Annotated in this window: 15 protein-coding genes; 8 read left to right on the top strand and 7 right to left on the bottom strand. The window is 70.7% G+C overall.

Annotated features, from left to right (window positions below; genetic code table 11):
* Positions 1-137: 137 nt before the first annotated feature.
* A complete protein-coding gene (locus tag E0500_RS27320) occupies positions 138-1469 on the bottom strand; it encodes an ABC transporter substrate-binding protein (RefSeq protein ID WP_131557484.1) in 1332 nt (443 codons plus the stop codon).
* A gap of 267 nt (positions 1470-1736) precedes the next feature.
* Complete coding sequence (locus E0500_RS27315; protein WP_131557486.1) at positions 1737-2858, bottom strand: ROK family protein; 1122 nt, start codon at positions 2856-2858, stop codon at positions 1737-1739.
* Positions 2859-3090: 232 nt separating this feature from the next.
* Between E0500_RS27315 and E0500_RS27310 the strand changes: the two genes are divergently transcribed.
* Both E0500_RS27310 and E0500_RS27305 read left to right on the top strand, forming a co-directional pair.
* Entirely contained in the window at positions 3091-4005 is a 915-nt protein-coding gene (locus E0500_RS27310) for a BadF/BadG/BcrA/BcrD ATPase family protein (RefSeq protein ID WP_131557487.1), read from the top strand.
* 93 nt (positions 4006-4098) lie between these two features.
* A complete protein-coding gene (locus tag E0500_RS27305) occupies positions 4099-6009 on the top strand; it encodes a phosphatase PAP2 family protein (RefSeq protein WP_131557488.1) in 1911 nt (636 codons plus the stop codon).
* A 10-nt stretch (positions 6010-6019) separates the two neighbouring features.
* On the opposite strand, the gene E0500_RS27300 is transcribed toward E0500_RS27305, so the two are convergent.
* Entirely contained in the window at positions 6020-6775 is a 756-nt protein-coding gene (locus tag E0500_RS27300; RefSeq protein WP_181587148.1) for a peptidoglycan-binding protein, read from the bottom strand.
* Between the two features lie 285 nt (positions 6776-7060).
* Between E0500_RS27300 and E0500_RS27295 the strand changes: the two genes are divergently transcribed.
* From E0500_RS27295 to E0500_RS27285, 3 genes are all read left to right on the top strand, one after another.
* Entirely contained in the window at positions 7061-8053 is a 993-nt protein-coding gene (locus tag E0500_RS27295) for an aldo/keto reductase (RefSeq protein ID WP_131557786.1), read from the top strand.
* A gap of 146 nt (positions 8054-8199) precedes the next feature.
* A complete protein-coding gene (gene ctaD / locus E0500_RS27290) occupies positions 8200-9873 on the top strand; it encodes a cytochrome c oxidase subunit I (RefSeq protein ID WP_131557490.1) in 1674 nt (557 codons plus the stop codon).
* The gene (locus E0500_RS27285) at positions 9870-10259 is read left to right on the top strand and encodes a cytochrome c oxidase subunit 4 (protein ID WP_131557491.1); all 390 of its coding nucleotides are present in this window, start codon (positions 9870-9872) and stop codon (positions 10257-10259) included. The genes ctaD and E0500_RS27285 overlap by 4 nt, the downstream gene beginning before the upstream one ends.
* Here E0500_RS27285 and E0500_RS27280 read toward each other — a convergent pair.
* From E0500_RS27280 to E0500_RS27265, 4 genes are all read right to left on the bottom strand, one after another.
* The gene (locus tag E0500_RS27280; RefSeq protein ID WP_131557492.1) at positions 10189-11730 is read right to left on the bottom strand and encodes a ubiquinol-cytochrome c reductase cytochrome b subunit; all 1542 of its coding nucleotides are present in this window, start codon (positions 11728-11730) and stop codon (positions 10189-10191) included. The two genes, E0500_RS27285 and E0500_RS27280, sit on opposite strands and share 71 nt — an antisense overlap.
* Before the next feature lie 214 nt (positions 11731-11944).
* Positions 11945-12760, bottom strand: a complete 816-nt coding sequence (locus E0500_RS27275) for an SAM-dependent methyltransferase (protein WP_131557493.1) — start codon at positions 12758-12760, stop codon at positions 11945-11947.
* A 93-nt stretch (positions 12761-12853) separates the two neighbouring features.
* On the bottom strand, positions 12854-13240 hold the full coding sequence (locus tag E0500_RS27270) for a PPOX class F420-dependent oxidoreductase (RefSeq protein ID WP_131557494.1): 387 nt from the start codon (positions 13238-13240) through the stop codon (positions 12854-12856).
* Positions 13241-13356: 116 nt separating this feature from the next.
* Positions 13357-13632 carry a hypothetical protein gene (locus tag E0500_RS27265; protein ID WP_399119952.1) on the bottom strand — a complete coding sequence of 92 codons (276 nt, stop codon included), beginning with the start codon at positions 13630-13632 and terminating at the stop codon, positions 13357-13359.
* Between the two features lie 275 nt (positions 13633-13907).
* On the opposite strand from E0500_RS27265, the gene E0500_RS27260 reads away from it, so the two are divergent.
* The 3 genes from E0500_RS27260 (at position 13908) to E0500_RS27250 (ending at position 17053) form a co-directional block, all read left to right on the top strand.
* Positions 13908-14984 carry a hypothetical protein gene (locus tag E0500_RS27260; RefSeq protein WP_309505155.1) on the top strand — a complete coding sequence of 359 codons (1077 nt, stop codon included), beginning with the start codon at positions 13908-13910 and terminating at the stop codon, positions 14982-14984.
* Between the two features lie 36 nt (positions 14985-15020).
* Positions 15021-15587 (top strand): GNAT family N-acetyltransferase, encoded by a 567-nt coding sequence (locus E0500_RS44230; protein WP_309505154.1) that lies wholly within the window; start codon positions 15021-15023, stop codon positions 15585-15587.
* Between the two features lie 98 nt (positions 15588-15685).
* On the top strand, positions 15686-17053 hold the full coding sequence (locus E0500_RS27250; protein ID WP_131557495.1) for a S1 family peptidase: 1368 nt from the start codon (positions 15686-15688) through the stop codon (positions 17051-17053).
* The last annotated feature ends 58 nt before the right edge of the window (positions 17054-17111 follow it).

Below are 17111 nucleotides of genomic sequence, written 5' to 3'. Positions count from 1 at the left end.
TACGGCGCCACCGGCGCCCCCCAAGGGGCGCGGGGCTGTAGCCATATGCGGCTCCGCCGCGTGGGCGCGACCAGCCACAACGATGCGCGCAGACGAACGACGGCACCTCGCGGCCATTCCAGCGAAGCGCTCCGCGGCTAGCCGCCCAGAATGCCTTCCGCCTGGTCGAAGAACTCGCCGATCTGGGCCTTGATCGACTTCTTGCCGAAGGCGATGGCGAGGTTCGCCTGGAACAGCAGGTCCCAGATCTGGTCGGCGCCCTGCGGCGGCGGCTGGGGGGCGTCGAGGACGTCGGTCGCCTTCCCGACGCGCTGGGAGATGTAGTCGGCGTTCTCCATGTTCAGCTTGTCCGTCTCGGTCAGGCCCGAGGCGATCAGGTTGCGGGCCTTCTCCGTCGGCGGGATGCCGCGCAGCAGCTGCATGTCCTTGATCGCCGTCTCGTCCTGAGCGAAGAACGTCATGATCTTCACGGAGTCGGCGACCTTCTTGCTGGCCTTGGTGGCGCTCAGCAGCACACCGCCGTTGACGAAGTTGCCCTCGCGGGCGCCGGAGAAATCGCCCTGCGGGGTGGGCAGGAAGTCCAGCTGCGCGTCGGTGATGGAGCCGCCCGCGCCGTAGACGCCGGAGTCGAAGGTGAACAGGGCCTTGCCGATGACGACCGCGTTCTTGGTGAGGTCGTTGTGCGCGGCCGAGGTGATCGCCGGCGGCGGGGAGGCGTTGGCCTTGCGCATCTCGGCCCAGTACTCCCACCACTCCTGGAGGGTGTCCGCGGTGAAGCCGACCTTCTTGCCGTCGTCGGAGAAGAACTGCTGGCCCTTCTCCCGGGCGAAGATCTCGAAGCACTGGAGGGTGGAGCCGCCGCCGTCGTCGACGCCGTAGATCTTGCCGCCGCTCTTCTTGTGGACGTCGCTGGCTGTCTTCCTCAGGTCGGCCCAGGTCCATTCGCGGTCGGGCAGTTTCAGGCCGAGCTGCTCAAGGCCGCTGCGGTTGACGGTGAGCTGGTTGACTCCGATGCCGGACGGGACGCCGTAGAGCTTGCCGTCGACGGTGCCGGCCGCGAGGAGCGTCTTGGAGAAGCCGGTGAGGTCCAGGGTCTTGCCGACGTAGGAGTCGAGCGGGGCGAGGACACCCTTGCGCGCGTACTGGGCGACCAGGGCGGTGTCCATCTGGAGCAGGTCGGGGGCGCTGCCGCCGGCGACGTTGGTGTTGAACTTGTCGAAGTACCCCTCGTAGCCCGAGTAGGTCTCCCGGATCTTGATCTTCGGGTTCTTCTCCTGGAAGTACTTCAGCGTCTTCTTGTAGGCGTTGTGGCGGTCGTCGCTGCCCCACCAGGTCATGGTCAGGTCGCTGCTGGTGCTGCCGGCGCCGGTTCCTCCGCTGCAGGCGCTGAGCGAGCTGCCCAGGGCGCCCGCGACGGCGAGGCCGCTCGCGGTGCGGAAGAGGGTTCTGCGCGAGATCTGGTGACCCACCGGGTCCTCCCTGGATGTGCGTGACGGATCCCGCGGCCGGTCAGCGGCTCGGGTATCTGTATGGGTTGCGCTCTTCGGCATGCGACCTCGCCCGGTCGCGCCGCCCTGGCGGCAAGGGGTCCGTGGCCGTCGTCCTGGCCCGGCCCGTACGAGCACGCCCTCGTACGGCTCGCCGTACACCGTACGGTCGAGTACCTCGCCCGGGGCCGGGTCCCGCCGGCCCTAGAAAGCGCTTGTCCGGACATTGACAGACGCCGATGGAGTCCGTCAATGCTTCACTGGCACCCCATCGGTCACGGTTTGGATTCCGCGGGCGACCGCCAGTTCGGTGGCTCCTACAACGGTGCCGCTGTCACCGAGGGCGCTGCTCAGGACCTCGGTGGGCCAGCTCAGCCGGGCCAGTTCCGCCCGGACACCGGGCAGGAGCTGCGGGTTCGAGCCGACGTCGCCACCGAGGATGATCAGGCCGGGGTCGAGGACGGCCGTCGCCGCGGCGGCGAGCCGGCCCACGTCGGCGGCATGACGGCCGACGACGTCGCACGCTCTGGCGTGTCCCGTGTCGGCGAGCGCGAAGAGCCGCTCAGTGGTACGGGGGCACGGGCCGTCGGCCTCCTGCCAGGCGTCGGCCGCCCGGCGCAGCAGGGAGCGCGCTCCCAGGTGCTCCTCCAGTCCCTCGTGGCGTGGCTCGCGGTTCTCGTCCCACGGGTACGGCAGCCGGGCCACCTCTCCGGCGGCGTGGTTCGCTCCGCGCAGCACCCGGCCGCCGATGACGACCCCGAGGCCGATGCCCACGCCGATCCGCAGATAGCCGAAGGTGTCGCGGCCGCGGGCGGCGCCCTCGTGCAGTTCGGCGAGCGCGGCGCAGTTGACGTTGTTCTCCAGGTGGACGGGCACTCCGGGCGGCAGGGCGACGGCCATGGCGTCGAAGGCGGGGCCGGCCTTGGCGGTCGCCGGGCGCTCTCCGGTGCCCTCCCGGTCCTGCGTGGTGACGTCGCCGACGGCGACGACGACGGCGCGCAGCGGGGCGTAGGCCGGGAGTTCCGAGAGGACCTTGGAGACGACGCCGGCGGCGTCCGGCCGGGAGCCGGTGCCCTGGGCGAGCAGGGTGCCGTCCAGGGCACAGCCGCGTACCTGGGTACGGCTGGGCCCGAGGTCGACGGCGAGCACGGCGCCGGCGGCCGACCCGAGACCGTAGACGGCGGCGGAACGGCCGGTGCCGCCGGAGGCGGTACCTGAGCAGGCGGCGAGTCCGGCGGCCTCGAGCTCGGCCACGGCGGAGGAGACGGTCGGTTTGGAAAGGCCCGCCCCGGAAGCCAGTTGGGGTCGGGTGGCCGTGCCCGCCGCGGCCAGTACGGCGAATACGGCGCGGGCGCTCTCGCTCAGGTGCATGGTCTCCCCAGTCGTACCACGGCGTTCGGGCCGCACGGGTTCGTTCGGCATTCGGGTCCGAACGCTTGACGCACCCTAATTGGTTAGTTAATTTCCTAACGAAGTCAAGCGGTACTCGCCTGCCGCACCCAGCAGAGGCCCGTCCCGGGGCTTCCCGAGCACCCCTCAGTCCTGTGTGTCCAGGCACGGTTCGCCCACCGTCGCAGGCCAACGCAACGACGAAAGAGGCTCCGTGCAGGATTCCACGCCCCTCGCGGTCGGTATCGACGTGGGCGGCACCAAGACTCATCTCCGCGCCCGCGCGGGGACGGGTTCCGTCGCCGACCACGTCCGCACGAGCAGCGGATGGCGGCCGCACGACCCGGTGGCCGCCGCCGCGTGGCTGACCGCGCTGGTCCACGACGCCCTGCCCTCCGGCACGCGTCCGTCCGCCGTCGCGGTGGGCGGCCACGCCTGCGAGACACCACGGCAGTGCGAGGCCGTCCGCGTCGCACTCCAGGAGCGGCTCCAGGTGCCCTGTCTGGTCGTCGGAGACGCCGAACTCCTCGTGCCCGCCGCCGGCTTGGACAACGGCGTCGGTCTCGTCGCCGGAACCGGTTCGGTGGCGGTCGGCCGGCTCGCCGACGGCAGCCCGGTGCAGGTCGGCGGCTGGGGTGCCGTGCTCGGCGACGAGGGCGGCGGCGCCGGACTCGTCCGTGAGGCGGTACGCGCCGTCTGGGCGGCGCATGATCGTGGGGAGGCTCCCGACGCGCTGGCCGACCGGCTCGTCGCCGCCTTCGGAGTGAGCGAAGTACCGGCTCTGGGCGCGGCGTTGGAGAGCGCCACGGACGTGTCGGCCGAGTGGGGGCGGCACGCTCCGGCCGTGTTCGCGGCGGCCGAGGACGGTTCCCTGATCGCCCGCGAGGTGATCGCCGACGGGGGCCGCGCACTTGCCGCGCTCGTGGTCCGGCTCGCCGAACGCGGTGTCTTCGTCGGCGACGTCGTGATCGCGGGCAGCACGGTCCTGGCCCAGCCCACCCTCTACGAGGCGTTCGCCTCCGCCCTCGCCGCGGCCCTGCCGTCGGCGCGGCCCCGCCCGCTCGACCTGGCGCCGGTCGAGGGAGCGGTGGCACTCGCGCAGTCCCTCCTTCGACCGGTCACCCGCTGAACACCACCGCGTCGGCGAGCGGCCATGGGCCGGTCAGGCGTCGCCCCCAGTCTCTGCCCGAAGTTCGTTCACCGTGAAAGGAGCGGCACTCGTATGCCGTCATCTGCCGGGCACCACACCGTCGACCGGCGTGGCTTCCTGAGGAACTCACTCGGCGCCTCGGCGGGTCTCCTCGCCGCTCCCACCGTCGCCACCTGGTGGAAGGCCCCCGGAGCCCGGGCCGCCACGGCCCCCGCGGCCTTCGTCGACGACTACACCACCAACGTCGTCTCGAATCAGACCCCCGAGACCAACGCGGTGGTCCGCGCGCTCGGTGGTTTCGCCGAGGTGTGGAAGACCGGCGCCGAGTGGAACACGGGCACCCCGCTCCTGCCCGAGGTGCTGCGCGCCAACATGCGGTACTGCGAGCGTGTCACCCAACGCCGCACGGACGCGCAGGCCCGCGAGGCGTTCGTCTTCGACCGGCAGCACCAGAGCTACGCGATGATCGCCGGCCTGGGCCCGCTCGCCGAGCTGTACAGGTCGGGCGCCAGGGCCGTCACCTCGATCACGAGTGCCCCGGACGCCACCCCCTCGGGCAAGATCAACGATGCGGTGCCCGCCGACGCGCCCGCCGGTTCCGCGCTCGGCGCCGGTTCGTACGACTCCGCGCTCGGCACCGTGGCCCAGCTGGTCGACACCGTGCGCGGCCCGTTCGCCTCGGGCAACCCGGCCAAGTTCGCCTTCCAGTACCCGCGTCCGTGGCGGATGAACGAGGACAGCGAGGTCGTCGACACCGGAGAGAAGGACACGCTCGGTTTCCCGGTGTACGACTCCGCCGTGTTCGTCGCTCCGCAGCTGCTGCGGCAGCGCGGCACGAGCGGCGAGGAGGACGGCGGCTTCCCCAGCGGCCACACCAATGCCTTCCACCTGGCGGCGCTGGCGTTCGCGTACGCCGTGCCGGAGCGCTTCCAGGAGCTGGTGACCCGGGCCTTCGAGCTGAGCCACACCCGCATCGTGTCGGGCATGCACTCCGCGGTCGACGTCGTGGGCGGCCGCGTCATGGCCACGGCCCTGGCCGCCGCCGCGCTCGCCGACCCGAAGAACGCCGAACTGAAGGCCGCCGCGCGGGAGCAGGCCGCCGCCTACTTCCAGCAGCGGACGGGCACGACGGCGGACACCCTGTACGCGTACGCGCACGCGGCGGGCGCGGACAGCGACCCGTACGCCGACCGGGCCGCCAACGCCCGCGCGGTCGCGCCCCGGCTGACGTACGTCCTCACCCGGAACGGCCGCTCCACGCCGCTGACCGTGCCGAAGGGCGCGGAGGTGCTGCTGGAGACGCGGCTGCCGTACCTGGACGCGGCGCAGCGGCGCGAGGTGCTGCGGACGACGGCTCTGCCGTCGGGGTACGTGCTGCTGGACGGCTGGGAGCAGTGGGGCCGGCTGAACCTGTTCGCGGCGGCCGACGGGTACGGCGTCTTCGAGGCGGACGTGCACGTGACGATGGACGCGGCGGACGGCGGCTTCAGCGCGGCCGACACCTGGCACAACGACATCTCCGGGCCCGGCGGCCTGGTCAAGAGCGGCAGCGGCTCGCTGACGCTGTCCGGTGCCAACCGGTACACGGGCGGCACCACGGTGGAGGCGGGCGTGCTGGCGGCGGCCTCGAAGGAGGCGTTCGGCCGCGGTGATGTCAGGGTGGCGGGCGGCACACTGGCGACGGGCGACAACACCGTCCGGGTGCACGGCGGTTACACGCAGTCCGGCACGCTGGATGTCACCCTCGGCCGGGGCACCGACCCCGCCCTCGTCGTGGACGGCCGCGCGGTCCTGGAGCGGGGCAGTGCCCTGGTGGTCCGGTTCGGCCCTCGTCGGTCGCCGCGCCCCGGCAGCACGGTGGCGGTCATCGGGGCGCGGTCCCTTCAGGGCCGGTTCGCCGAGGTCACCGTCGCCGCCGAGGGCTGGCGGGCCGAACAGGTCTTCACGGCGAACGGTCTGTCGGTGCGGCTGACCAGGAGCTGACGCTCCTCCGTCAGGCTTGTGTGCGGGACTCCAGGTCGAGACGGGTGTCGTTGCCGTAGACACCCGTCTCGTCGCCCCGGATGCCGTACCAGAGCTGGAAGCGGGCGACGGCTTCGGTGAGCGTGGCGTCGTACGTGCCGCTGGTCGAGCCGTTGTCGTACACGTTCGGGATCTTGCGCAGCCGCTGCTGGAGTTCGGTGACCTCCGGGCCGGTGTCGCCCTCGCGCAGGGTGCCGGGCCCGTCGGGGTCGACCGCCTGCTGGGGTGGTGGTGCGGCGCTGGGTGTCGTCGCCGTCGGGGCAGGAGTCGGGGTGCCGGTGCCCGCCTCGTCGCTCACGTCGCCGCCGGGCACCAGCAGGGCGACGCCGAAGCCGATCAGGGCTGCCGCGGCCACACCTACGACGACCGCGGCGCGGCGCAGATCCACGCCGCCCGCCCGGCGTGTGGAGGGGCGCTCACGCGCCGGTCCGGGACCTGAGCCCGCGCTGAAGTTCTCCCCCATCTGGACGGGCGGGAGTTCCTCGGTCGCGGACTCCTCCAGTCGGGGCGGGGCGGGTTCCGCCGCCGGCGCCGGTGCGACGGGTACCGCCTCGTAGGCCTCGTCCGGATCGGGGCCCGGGCGGCCCTCCAGTTCGGCCTTCGCGCGGTCCTGCTCCATCTCCCGCAGCAGTTCCGCCAACGCCTCCGTCCGGCGGCGGCGCATGACATACGTGGGCTCGATCGGGCGACGCCTCACCGTCTGTCCCGGTTCGGGCGGTGTCGACACACTGCTCTCCTTCCGTGCACGCGGTCTCCCGCCATCCCCGTGGAGTGATACGAGGCCGCCGACCCGAGAGTTCAAACCGGGCTCGGGTTCCGTCCGTACAATGTGATCCCGAACGAGCGAACAGCACCGGACAGCGTGGAACGGCCGTCTGGACCGGGCGACGAGGGCAGAAGAGCGCCCGTGGCCGGCCGGCGGTCCATCACCGAAGCCGAGCCCGGACGGCGCCGGTCCGAGACCGTGGCGCAGCGGTCGCCGCCCCGGCTCCTGACCCGCGCGAGGGCCGTCATGCGGGCCGACGATCTCGTACCACTGGGCCGGACGGGACTACGGGTCAGCCGTCTCGGTCTGGGCCTGGCGTCACTGGGCGGTCTCTTCGCACCCGTCCCGGAGGACCAGGCCGCCGCCACGCTCGACCGCGCCTGGCAGCTGGGCATACGGCTCTACGACACGGCACCCGTGTACGGCTACGGCCGTTCGGAGACCCGCACCGGCGCGGCCCTCGCGACCCGGCCGCGTGACGCGTACGTGCTCTGCACGAAGGCCGGCCGGATCATCGAGCCGGGAGGCACCGACACCCAATCCATCTGGGCGGATCCGCCGCCCGGCGTGGGGCCCCGCCTCGACTACTCGTACGCCGGGGTGATGCGCAGCGTCGAGGAGAGCCTGGACCGGCTGGGGCTCGACCGCGTCGACGTGCTCCACGTCCACGACCCGGACGAGGACTTCACCACCGCCGTCTCCGAGGCCTACCGGGCTCTGGCGGACCTGCGGGCGCGGGGCGTCATCGGCGCGGTGTCGATCGGCGTCAACCACGCGCCGGTCGCCGCGGCGTTCCTGCGTGCGGCCGCTCCTCCGGGGCCCGACTGCGTCCTGCTGGCCGGGCGGTACAACCTGCTCGACCAGTCGGGGCTCGACGAGCTGCTGCCGCTGTGCGCCGAGCGCGGTGTCGCCGTGATGGCAGCGGGCGTCTACCAGTCGGGGCTGCTCGCCGACCCCCGTCCGGGCGCACCTCACGGGTACGGCACGGTTCCCGCCGAACTGGCGGCGAAGGTGCAGGCGTTGCTGACCGTGTGCGCGGACTTCGGGGTGCCACCGCTGGCGGCGGCCGTGCAGTTCCCCTTCGGGCACCCCGCGGTCACGAGCGTGGTGGTCGGCGCCCGCTCGCCGGAGGAGGTCGCCGACAGCGTCGAATACCTGAACCACCCGCTCCCGGCGGGCTTCTGGCAGGCCGTCAAGGCAAGAGGGCTGCTCCCCGGAAGGACCCCGACACCCCTCTGACGGCGGACACGGGGGCGTGGCGCGGGCGGGTTTCCCCGGGGTCGGCGATAGCGTCGCCACGCCGCTCCCGGGCCCGGTGGCCGCCGGTTTCCTTCCGAAGGGTCACGGCACTCGCGGCCCCGGCGCGGGCCGCGTGGAGGAGAACGATGACCGAACTGTCAGAGCGCGTCGGCGCAGCCCGCCGCCGGACCGCCCCGACCACCCCTCTCGGCCACACGCTCCTGCGCCTGGCCACCACGACCGATCACAAGGTGATCGCCCGCCTCTACATGGTCACGGCCTTCTGCTTCTTCCTGTTCGCCGGACTGCTGGCCATCGCGATGCGGGCCGAACTCATGAGCCCCGGGCTGCAGTTCATGAACGAGCAGACGTACAACCAGCTGTTCACGATTCACGGCACGATCATGATGCTGCTCTTCGCGACACCGATGTTCGCCGGGTTCGCGAACGCGGTGATGCCGCTGCAGATCGGCGCTCCGGACGTCGCGTTCCCCCGCCTCAACGCCCTGTCGTACTGGCTGTACCTCTTCGGCGGGCTGATGGTCGTCGCGGGCTTCCTGGTACCGGGTGGTGCCGCGGCGTTCGGCTGGTTCGCGTACGCGCCGCTGAACAGCGCCTACCGCTCCCCGGGGGCGGGCGGTGATCTGTGGGTGATGGGCCTGGTGGTGACGGGTGTGTCGACGACGCTCGGCGCGGTCAACTTCATCACCACGATCCTGTGTCTGCGGGCTCCCGGTATGACGATGTTCCGGATGCCCATCTTCACCTGGAACATCCTCTTCACATCGATCCTGGTACTGCCGGCGTTCCCGGTGCTGACGGCCACACTGCTCGTGCTGGAGGCGGACCGCAAGTTCGGGGCGCACGTCTTCGACGCGGCGAACGGCGGGGCCATCCTGTGGCAGCACCTGTTCTGGTTCTTCGGTCACCCGGAGGTGTACATCGTCGCGCTGCCGTTCTTCGGGGTCATCTCGGAGATCCTGCCGGTGTTCTCGCGCAAGCCGCTGTTCGGGTATCTGCCGCTGATCGGTGCGACCATCGCGATCACCATGCTGTCGGCGGTCGTGTGGGCGCACCATATGTTCGCCACCGGTGCGGTGTTGCTGCCGTTCTTCTCCGTCATGTCGTTCCTGATCGCGGTGCCCACCGGGATCAAGTTCTTCGCGTGGATCGGCACCCTTCACAAGGGGTCGCTGTCGTTCGAGACGCCGATGCTGTGGTCTCTGGGCTTCCTGGTGACGTTCCTGCTCGGGGGCCTGAACGGGGTGCTGATCGCGTCGCCTCCGCTGGACTTCCATCTCACCGACTCGTACTTCATCGTCGCCCATCTGCACTACGTGCTGTTCGGCACGGTCGTCTTCGCGATGTTCGCCGGGTTCTACTTCTGGTGGCCGAAGATCACGGGGAAGATGCTCGACGAGCGGCTCGGCAAGGTGCACTACTGGCTGCTGTTCCCCGGCTTCCAGCTGACCTTCCTGGTGCAGCACTGGCTGGGCGAGCAGGGCATGCCGCGCAGGTACGCGGACTATCTGCCGGCCGACGGTTTCACGCTCCTCAACACACTGTCGTCCCTGGGCGCCTTCCTGCTCGGCATCTCCACGCTGCCGTTCCTGTACAACGTCTGGCGCACCTCCCGGTACGGCGAGCCCGTGACCGAGGACGACCCGTGGGGGTACGGGCGCGCCCTGGAGTGGGCGACGTCGTGTCCGCCGCCCCGCCACAACTTCGTCGCGCTGCCCCGCGTACGGTCGGAGTCGCCCGCGTTCGACCTGCACCATCCCGAGATCGTCAGGCAGGCGCAGGAGGAGGGGCTGCGATGAAGGTCGAGGCGTTCCTCTTCGGTGGCGTCGCCGCGTTCTTCGCGGTCACCGCCGGACTGTACGGCTGGTGGTCGGGCGATCCGACCGGGACGGCGGCACTGGTGATCGCCTTTCTGATGGGCGGCGTGGTGAGTTTCTTCTGCACGGTGCAGTACCGGCGCAAGGGGCGGCGCCCGCAGGACCGCCGTGACGCGGAGGTCGCCGATGCCAGCGGCCCGCTGGAGTTCTTCCCACCGAAGAGCGCCTGGCCGCTGGTCACGGCTGTCGGAGCCGCGATCGCGGCCACGGGTGTGGTCTACGGGCTGTGGCTGTTCCTCATTGGTTTCGGCGTGCTGGCTCGGGGTGTTCTCGGGATGGTGTTCCAGTACGTCCATCGCCAGGAGTGAGCGGAAAGCTGGGCGCCCCGGGGCGGAACGTGTCGACGGGCCGGTGCCCGCTCTCGTACCCGCCCTCCAGGGTCTGCCGCACCTCGCCGGTCTCGTCCCCCTTCTCCAAGCGCTCGCGTTCGGCGTCCAGCAGGCCGTGGCAGAGCCGCCGCGCGATCAGGAAGGCGAGGATGGGCGCCACCACGAGGGCGATGCGCAGCACCCAGGTCAGCGTGTTGATCGAGATACGGAACGTCGCCGCCGCGATGTCATTGCCGCCGGCCAGCAGCAGGACGCCGTAGAAGGTGACGCCGGCGGCGCCGAGGCCGGTGCGGACGGGACGTTCCCTCGGCCGGTCGCACAGGTGGTGCTCCTGGTGCCACTCCCCGGTCAGCCACTGCTCGGCGAACGGGTACAGGTACAGGACGAGGAAGAGCAGTCCGGGCAGGACGATCGCCGGAAGGAGCACGTTCCACATGAGGGTGTGTCCGGCGAGGTTGGTCTCCCAGGGCGGCACGAGCCGCAGAGCGCCCTCCAGGAACCCCACGTACCAGTCGGGCTGGGAACCGGTCGACGCGATGTCCGGCCGGTAGGGCCCGTACACCCACACCGGGTTGATCTGGGCGAGCCCGCCGAGCAGCGTGAGCACGCCGAAGGCGGTGAAGAACAGGCCGCCGGAGGAGGCCATGAACTGCGGGAAGAAGGGTTTGCCGACGGCGTTACGATTCGACCTGCCGGGGCCCAGCCACTGGGTGTGCTTCAGGTGGACCACCAGGATCAGGTGCACCGTGACCAGGCCGATCAGGGCCCCGGGCAGCAGCAGGATGTGCAGACTGTAGAGCCTGGGGACGATCTCCTCGCCGGGGAACTGGCCGCCGAACGCGAACATGCTCACGTAGGTGCCCACGACCGGGATCGACAGCATGATGCCCTGCGCGATGCGGAGCCCCGTGCCGGACAGCAGGTCGTCGGGGAGTGAGTAGCCCGCGAAGCCCTCGGCGAGGGAGAGCATGAACAGGGTGACGCCGATGACCCAGTTCGCCTCCCGGGGCCGGCGGAAGGCGCCGGTGAAGAAGATCCGCAGCAGATGCAGACCGATCGCGGCGACGAAGACGAGTGCCGCCCAGTGATGCGTCTGCCGGATGAGGAGGCCACCGCGGATGTCGAAGCTGATGGACAGGGTCGAGTCGAAGGCCTCCGACATCGGCACGCCGCGCAGGGGCGCATAGCTGCCGTCGTAGATCACCTGCCCCATGCTCGGCTTGAAGAAGAACGTCAGATAGACGCCCGTGAGCACCAGGACGACCAGGCTGTAGAGCGCGATCTCGCCCAGGAAGAACGACCAGTGATGGGGGAAGGCCTTGCGCAGCAGCCCGCCGGCGCCGTCGAGCACCGGCAGCCGGGCGTCGACGGAGTCGGCGAGACGCTCACCGGGACGCGTGGCGTCGGCCGATGCCGGCTGCGGGGCCGGGGACCGGGGTTCCGCCGTCACGTCGGGTCCAGGACTCGGCGTGCGGACTCCTCATAGTGCTCGCGCTCCACGGATCGCCTCCTCCTGCCCGTCGTGACCGGCTCGGCACACGTCATGCCTTGCCGTGGAGAGGTGGGGCGAGTGCCCCGGCTCCGGGAAACACTCGCGCGGCCCGGGGACGGCACCCGTTCGGGTGCCGTCCCCGGGCCGCGGGTCCAGGGTGGGGGCGTCGTCCTCAGGGTTTGCGGGCGACGCCGCCCAGGGCGATCACCTCGCCCTGGGCGGGGGCGGTTCCGGGGTCGGGGCGCCAGTCGGTGATGGGGACGACGCCGGGGGCCAGCAGGTCCAGGCCGTCGAAGAAGCCGGCGAGCTGCTGCGGGCTGCGCAGGTAGTAGGCGGCCGCGCCGGTCTCGTTGTAGAGCCGGGTCGCCTCGGCGTTCCCCTCATTGGTGTCGACGCTGTCGTTGAACGCGAAGTAGCTGCCCGACGGCAGTGCGCCCATCAGCGTGCCGACGATGGCGCGTGCCTGGTCGTAGTCGGCGATGTGTCCGCTGACCTGCATCAGGGTGAGGGCGACCGGCTGGGAGAGGTCCAGCGTCTTGGCGGCTTCCCGCAGCACCGTGTCGGGGTCGTGCAGATCGGCATCGATGTAGTCGGTCACGCCCTCGGGCGTGCTGGTGAGCAGTGCGTGGGCGTGGGCGAGCACCAAGGGGTCGTTGTCGACGTAGACGACGCGGGCGGTGGGTGCCACCTGCTGGGCTATGTCATGGGTGTTGTCCGCCGTCGGCAGCCCGGTGCCGATGTCGAGGAACTGGCGGATGCCGGCCCCGCCGGCCAGGTGGCGGACGGCGCGGCCGAGGAACGCTCGTGAGTCGCGGGCCAGGTCGGTGATGCCGGGGAACATCTTGATGAAGGCGTCGCCCGCTTCGTGGTCGACGGGGTAGTTGTCCTTGCCGCCCAGCCAGTAGTTCCAGATCCGGGCCGAATGCGGCACCGTCGAGTCGATCTTCGCTAACGCTGCTGTGTCAGGGGCGGACCAATCCTGCGACACCCGACAACCTCCTTGGAGCGAGCCGTTGTTGACGTTGGAAGTACCAGTGGCATACTCCCAAGCGCGGCCGCTCACCGTCCAGTTGCGGGAACCTCAGGGCGTCAGCGAGACACGCAGCCCGACCGTGCCCTCCTTGCCGCGGCGCACACGGCTGCCCAGGAGGACGAGGCGGCCGACGAGTCCGTACTTGCGGGCGAGTAGCCGGCGGTAGTGCTCGGCCGTGGGCGAGTCGACGATCTCGGCCCGGCCGGGAACCTGTTCGCCGGTCGGGTTGCCCCGCAGGTCGCAGGGGCCCACGAGGATGTCGGCACGGTTGCGGATCCGCTTGACCTTCCAGGAGTCCTCGACCGTCCAGACGCCGAGCGTCTCTCCGTCCCGCACCACCCACACCGGTGTCGCGACGGGCGTTCCGTTCTTTCGGTAGCTGGTGATCAGCACGTACTTGCCCGCGCCCAGCGCGTCCAGCGTTGTCTCGTCCATGACGGGAGTGTAGGCGGGCCGGGAGATCACCCGGCCCGTCCGGTCGTGTCGGCCGTCAGGACAACTGGCCGCCGGCGCGCTTGCTGGTCTTGTAGGCGCTGACCTCTTCGAACAGGTCAGGGAGATCGCGCGCGTAGAGACCGGAGACGGGGTAGCCGACGGTCTTGAGGTTCCACTCGGTGAGGCTCTCGATGATGCCCGGCCGGGCGGTACCAGGGGTGGAAGTCGGTCTCCAGCGTGGTGTTGTCGGTGTCGAGGACGACGGCGCGTTTCTTTCCCTCGGTGTCCTGGGTGTGCTGCTGGATGTAGGGCCTGATCTGGCCGATGACGGCCTTGACGTCGCGCTGCCAGGTGTCGTGGTCGGCCTCGGCGGCGGCCTGGGCCGCGGCCACGCTCGCCGTGGCTTCGGCAGGGGCCGCGGCGGCGGATCCCGTGGCGCCGATGGTTCTCGGGGGTGAAGCGGCGGCGGGGGTCCCACCGTCGCCGCGATCGTCATGGTCATGTCCATCGGCGGCGCGGAGCCGACGCGAAAGTTACCGATTGGTAGACGGCGCCTTGTGCATCAGACGGAGAAGGCGTCCCCCGGCCGGGCGGGGACGGTAATTGCCTCGCCAGGCTTCAACTGGTGCGCGATGATGTTTTCGGCGGACAGGCAGGGGGCAGAGCCGTGGCTCATGTGCGCACGGACCCGGTGCGGGCCGTTCCCGGCGGGCGACCCCTCGAAATCGCCTGCGACGAATCGGGATCGGACGGCGAGAACCTCACCAGTGGAAACACGGATGTGTTCGCGCACGCGAGCGTGCATCTGCCCGTCGAATTCGCCGCACATTCCGTCCAGGTGATACGCGACCGGATTCGGTCCCCCGCCGAGGAGTACAAGGCGAACCATCTGCTGCGGGAGAAACACCGGGCGGTTCTGGAGTGGCTGCTCGACACCGACGGCCCGCTGTACGGACATGCCCATGTGCACCTGACGGAGAAGCCGTTCTTCGTGGTGGACCGCATGGTCGACCTGCTCCTCGGGGAGGCGGGAACGGCGGCCGTCACCCTCTACCGGGAGGGCCGGAACGCGTTCGGCGACGAGCAGTGGCGGGCCTTTCTGGAATCCTCGAACAGCCTGCTGCGGGTGCGGAACAGCGGAGAGGCGGGCGCCCCGGTCGATGCCTTCTTCCACCTGGTCGGCGCGCTGTCCTGGACGTATTCCGGTGACGGGAGCGGAAACGGGCTGGGGGACATTCTGGCCGCTCTCCTCGCGGCCCGTTCCCGTGCCGACGCCTATCGGGCGCGGATCGCCGAAACACCCGCCGTTTTCCCCGTGCTCAATCCTCTGCTTCCGGCCATTGTGCGTACGGCGGCCCACTGGACCGGTGAGGGCCGGCCCGTCTCGCTCGTGCACGACCGGCAGAACATGCTCACCGAGGAGCGCATCGCCTGGCTGAAGAAGACGGCCGACCTCGCCGGGCTGCGGCTCGTCGCCGCGCGTTCGGATCCACGGGTACAGCTCGCCGACTTCCTCGCCGGCATCGCACGCAAGATCGCCTCCGACGAGCGGGGCGGCCACGACGACGCCCGGCTCACCACGCTCCTGCGCCCGTACGTCGACCCGTACTCCGTGTGGGGCGACGACCGCAGCTGGGCCGTGCTCGCCCCGGCCGCCGGCAGCGGCCGGACCCCGGCTCAAGCACCTGTGAAGATCCCCGGAGTGCCTCCGGATCCCAACGCGCCCCTCTACATTGCGCGTTGACATCCGCAGTACACAGGAACCACAGGAGCCCAGCCCGTGACGCAGACCCCCGACATCTCCCAGCGCCCCTCCCAGTCGACGACAGCGATCGCGTGGGCGAAGCTCCAACTGGACGTCGACGCCTTCGACCTGGCGCGCTTCCAGCCGTACGTCGACACGTGCCGCACCTCCGGTATCCGGCTGACCACGCTGTCCGAGCTCGGCGACACCCCGGAGCACCGGCGCGCCCTGTACGAGCTCAACAAGGAGTGCTCGGCGGACATCCCGCAGCGCGGCGAGTTCCACACCTACGACGAGTACCACCGGCGGCGCTTCGAGGCGCCCGGCTTCGATCCGCGCGGTGTCGTGCTCGCCCTCGACGGCGAAGCCTGGATCGGGATGGCCGCGTCGTCGGACCAGCGGGCCTCGGGGTTCGTCTTCAACGAGATGACCGGGGTGCGGGCCCCCTACCGCGGGCGGGGCATCTCGGTGGCGATGAAGACGTACGGCATCGGGTTCCCCGGGATCTGCGGGGTGAGCACGGTCCGTACGGTCCACCATCCGCTGAACGTGAGCGCGATCGCCATGAACCGGTCGATGGGATACGTCGACGCCGCGTGGTGAACACACGGGCCATGCTGCACGTATGAGGGAAGGGCGCTCAACGACGGGGGTCCTGGCGGTGGTTGACGCCGTGCGGTTCGGTGTTCGGGAGCCATGGAATGAGGCACGCACGACGACGGGTCGTCCGGCGAGTGGCACGGCTGGCGGCAGTCGGCGGACTGCTCTGCGGAGGACTGATGGTCACGCAGGCCATGGCGAGCGAACCACCGGCCACCGCGACCTCTCCCCCGACGAGCACAGCCCGCACCGTGGCCGACACCGGCTCGGGACTGGTGTCCGAACTCGGCGACTCCCGCACGGCGGGCTCGTGGATCGGGTCCGACGGAGAGCCGGTCGTCGCGGTCACCGACGAGGAGGCGGCGGCCGAGGTGAAGGCCGCGGGGGCGCGCCCGAAGAAGGTGCGTTACAGCATGGAAGACCTCAACTCCGCGACGAAGGAGCTGCGTTCGGCGCCACGGGTGGCAGGCACCTCGTGGGCCATCGACCCCTCGTCCAACGAGGTCGTGGTGCGCGCCGACAAGACGGTCTCCAAGGACGCCTGGTCGCGTATGACCCGCATGGCCGAGAAGATCGGCGGCTCGGTGCGGATGGAGCGCACCGAGGGCACGTTCACCACCCGGCTCAACGGCGCCCAGCCGATCTTCTCGACCAGCGGGCGCTGCTCGGTGGGCTTCAACGTGACGAACGGGCAGAGCAGGTTCATGCTCACGGCCGGGCACTGCGGGCCGGCGGGTTCCGTGTGGTTCGGCGACACTCAGGGCAACCGGCAGGTCGGCCGGACCATCACGTCGAACTTCCCGGGTGCCGACTTCTCCCTCGTGCAGTACGACAACGAGGACGAGAGTGAGGACTCCAACGTGGTGGCCATCGGCGAGGGGCGCGGTGTGCGCATCACGTCGGTGGCCGATGCCACGGTCGGCCAGAAGGTGTTCCGCAGCGGCAGCACCAGCGGGCTGGCCGAGGGCGAGGTGACCGCGCTCAACGCGACGGTGAACTACCCGGAGGGCACGGTCACCGGGCTGATCGAGACCACGGTGTGCGCCGAGCCGGGCGACAGCGGCGGCCCGCTCTTCTCCGAGAGTGTCGCTCTGGGAGTGACGTCCGGCGGCAACGGGGACTGCAAGTCCGGCGGCACGACGTTCTTCCAGCCGCTCACCAAGGCGCTCACCGCACTGAACGTGACGTTGGCCGGGGTGTCCGACACTCCCGCGGATCAGGCCTCGCCGTCGGCGGGGGCGGCAGACGGGGCCGTGGAGCCCGGGGCGGCGCAGCCGGGTGCGGTGCAGCCCGTGGAGCCGTCGGAAGCGGTGACCTCACTGGTGGAGCAGCTCACGAACCCGCGGAACGTGGGGCCGGGGTTGCTGGTCATCGCGGGGAGTCTGGTGGCGCTGGTCGCCACGAGGTACATCCGTACGGAACAGGAGAGGAACGCTTACCGTCGGCAGTATGCGCGTAGCTGGGGATGACTTGCTGTGCTTTCGGGCCTCGTCTGCCGAGCGGGGTCCGCTGCCGTCTGCGGGTCCT

It is taken from the genome of Streptomyces sp. KM273126 (assembly GCF_004337435.2).
In the GTDB taxonomy this organism is placed as follows: domain Bacteria; phylum Actinomycetota; class Actinomycetes; order Streptomycetales; family Streptomycetaceae; genus Streptomyces; species Streptomyces acidicola.
Note: the sequence above shows the minus strand (reverse complement) of the source record. Positions and strands in the feature narration are given on the sequence as shown.